The sequence below is a fragment of the Pseudomonas sp. 05N434 genome (assembly GCF_056396965.1).
The window spans coordinates 1-2,535 of the sequence record NZ_JBFTMK010000648.1 but is presented as its reverse complement, the minus strand read 5'-3'; the positions used below and the strand labels follow the sequence as shown (position 1 = coordinate 2,535).

4 protein-coding genes and 1 tRNA gene are annotated in these 2,535 nt (G+C 59.2%); 4 read left to right on the top strand and 1 reads right to left on the bottom strand.

All coding sequences use genetic code 11. The annotated features are described in order from the left end of the window. The 3 genes from AC1DLB_RS27425 to AC1DLB_RS27415 form a co-directional block, all read left to right on the top strand. Window positions 1-299: sigma-70 family RNA polymerase sigma factor (locus AC1DLB_RS27425; RefSeq protein WP_477786043.1), on the top strand; the 299-nt coding region annotated here is incomplete at its 5' end. After that, complete coding sequence (locus AC1DLB_RS27420) at window positions 296-916, top strand: hypothetical protein (RefSeq protein ID WP_477744090.1); 621 nt, start codon at window positions 296-298, stop codon at window positions 914-916. The genes AC1DLB_RS27425 and AC1DLB_RS27420, both read left to right, overlap by 4 nt. A 20-nt stretch (window positions 917-936) precedes the next feature. Further along, window positions 937-1,206, top strand: a complete 270-nt coding sequence (locus AC1DLB_RS27415) for a hypothetical protein (RefSeq protein WP_018929371.1) — start codon at window positions 937-939, stop codon at window positions 1,204-1,206. 79 nt (window positions 1,207-1,285) lie between these two features. Here the strand turns inward: AC1DLB_RS27415 and AC1DLB_RS27410 are convergent. Further along, window positions 1,286-1,362: transfer RNA gene (locus AC1DLB_RS27410), tRNA-Arg, on the bottom strand. A 349-nt stretch (window positions 1,363-1,711) separates the two neighbouring features. Here AC1DLB_RS27410 and AC1DLB_RS27405 point away from each other — a divergent pair. After that, window positions 1,712-2,535: aldehyde dehydrogenase family protein (locus tag AC1DLB_RS27405; RefSeq protein ID WP_477786042.1), on the top strand; the 824-nt coding region annotated here is incomplete at its 3' end.

Below are 2,535 nucleotides of genomic sequence, written 5' to 3'. Positions count from 1 at the left end.
AACATGGTGTCCACAACCCCTTGCACGACAGCTATGACGAACAGGCCCACGCCCTGATCGACGACGCAGCCGACCCTGAACAACTGCTGAGTCTGAGCCGCGACGGTCAACGCCTCGAAACCGCCCTGCAAACCCTGCCCGCCGACCAGCGCGAAGTGTTCTTGCTGCGCGCCCACGGCGACCTCGACCTGCCGCAGATCGCCACCCTCACCGAAACACCGCTGGAAACCGTTAAAAGCCGCTTGCGCTACGCCCAGCAAAAACTGCGTCGGCTGCTGGCCGAGGAGGTACTGACATGACTGACGCCAAACAAACACCGTCATCGCCCGACGATGAAATGCTCAAGCATTTTCGCGATCACAGCAGCGGCGAACCACCGGCGCACCTCGACGCCTTCATCCTCGCCACCGCGCACCGCGAAGCCCCCGCGCCGAAGCCGAACCTGTGGCAACGCTGGCTCCACGCCTGCCAACAGCCCCGCTGGCAAGTGGCATTCGCCAGCCTCGTCGGCGTCGCGCTGATGCTGGCGCTGGTGCAACGCACGCCCGAGCAATTGCCGAATTACGACTTCGCGCCTGCGCCGAAAGCGTCCGCACCGGCCGCCAAACAGGAAGCCGCTGCCCGCTCCCAGGCCGCACCGGCCGAGGCTTTGTCCGCGCCCGCACCGGCTGCGCCGATGGCGGATTTTGCTGCACCGATGCAGCGCGAGTCGATCAACAGCGAAATGGCCGACGAAGCCAAACTCAGCAAACGCGCCGCCGCGCCGGTCAAGTCACTGGATGATCAATTACGTGAAGTGATACGCCTGCAAGAGGCCGGACAAACCCAAGCCGCCGAGGCGCTGATGACGACATTGCACAAGCGCTTTCCCAAGGAAAACCTGGCGGCCAAACTCAAGGAAATGCAGAAAGAATGAGCTGAACAGCGGTCGCCGATTTGGCATCGACACCCGAAAGCGCGCACTATCAGCCCATAGCCGATGCGTTGGAGGATGCCGTGGCCCAAAAAATCGACCGCATCGCCCAAATGCTCAACTGCCCGGTGAAGGGTGAGGAACTGAGGCGAGCAGTGACTGAGAGTCGTAAGGAGTTTCTTCTGGCGAAGCAGGCAGAAGAGGATCTTGAGGAAGACGTTCTTGATGATGAGTTGATCGAGGACGAAGACGACGATGATGAGTACGACGAGTTTGATTGGACGACAGAATGAAAAAACCGCTTTGGCGGTTTTTTTGTGCCCACAAAAAAGCCCCAGACCCTAAGACCTGAGGCTTTCTCGTTTCTACATATGGTGCACCAGGCGGGATTCGAACCCACGACCCCTGCCTTCGGAGGGCAGTACTCTATCCAGCTGRGCTACTGGTGCAATGCGGGCGCCATGATACTCATATGCGCTGCGGGCGTCCATGCTGCTGAATCGTCTGCGTTTTTCCAAAGCGTAACCTACGGTTGCTACGCTGATCCGAAAAAATAGGCAAATGCGGCGTTTACGTTCTTTTTTTCGAACAGCCTATTGTCCTTTACCCCCTTTGATCCTAGGATTCGTTTGAGATTTCAAACGCTCTTGTCTGGGTGCTGAACCGCACGAGTTCGATCAGTGCGCTATTTATGTGCTTCAGCCCGGTGAATGATTTCCCTGACGGCAGCCTATAAGGCGCCTTTCTACAATCATAATTCGCTCCGCGCTGGCCGCGGTGCTGTTAAGGAAAGCCGACATGCAGCTTAAAGACACCCAGTTGTTCCGCCAGCAAGCCTTTATCGATGGCGCTTGGGTCGATGCGGACAACGGTCAGACGATCAAGGTCAATAACCCGGCAACGGGCGAAATTCTGGGTACTGTGCCGAAAATGGGCGCTGCCGAAACCCGCCGTGCAATCGAAGCCGCTGACAAAGCGCTGCCGGCCTGGCGTGCACTGACCGCCAAGGAGCGCGCAAACAAGCTGCGTCGCTGGTTCGAGCTGATCATCGAAAATCAGGACGACCTGGCTCGCCTGATGACCCTGGAGCAGGGCAAGCCATTGGCTGAAGCCAAGGGCGAGATCGTTTACGCCGCTTCCTTTATCGAGTGGTTCGCCGAAGAAGCCAAGCGCATCTACGGTGACGTGATTCCGGGCCACCAGCCAGACAAGCGCCTGATCGTGATCAAGCAGCCGATCGGCGTGACCGCTGCGATTACTCCGTGGAACTTCCCGGCTGCAATGATCACCCGTAAAGCAGGCCCGGCCCTGGCCGCCGGTTGCACCATGGTGCTCAAGCCTGCATCGCAAACTCCGTTCTCTGCATTCGCCCTGGCTGAACTGGCCCAGCGTGCCGGTATTCCGAACGGCGTGTTCAGTGTGGTGACCGGGAGCGCCGGCGACATTGGCAGCGAGCTGACCGGCAACCCGATCGTGCGCAAACTGTCGTTCACCGGTTCGACCGAAATCGGTCGTCAGCTGATGACCGAGTGCGCCAAGGACATCAAGAAAGTCTCGCTGGAACTGGGCGGCAACGCGCCGTTCATCGTGTTCGACGACGCGGACCTGGATAAGGCCGTCGA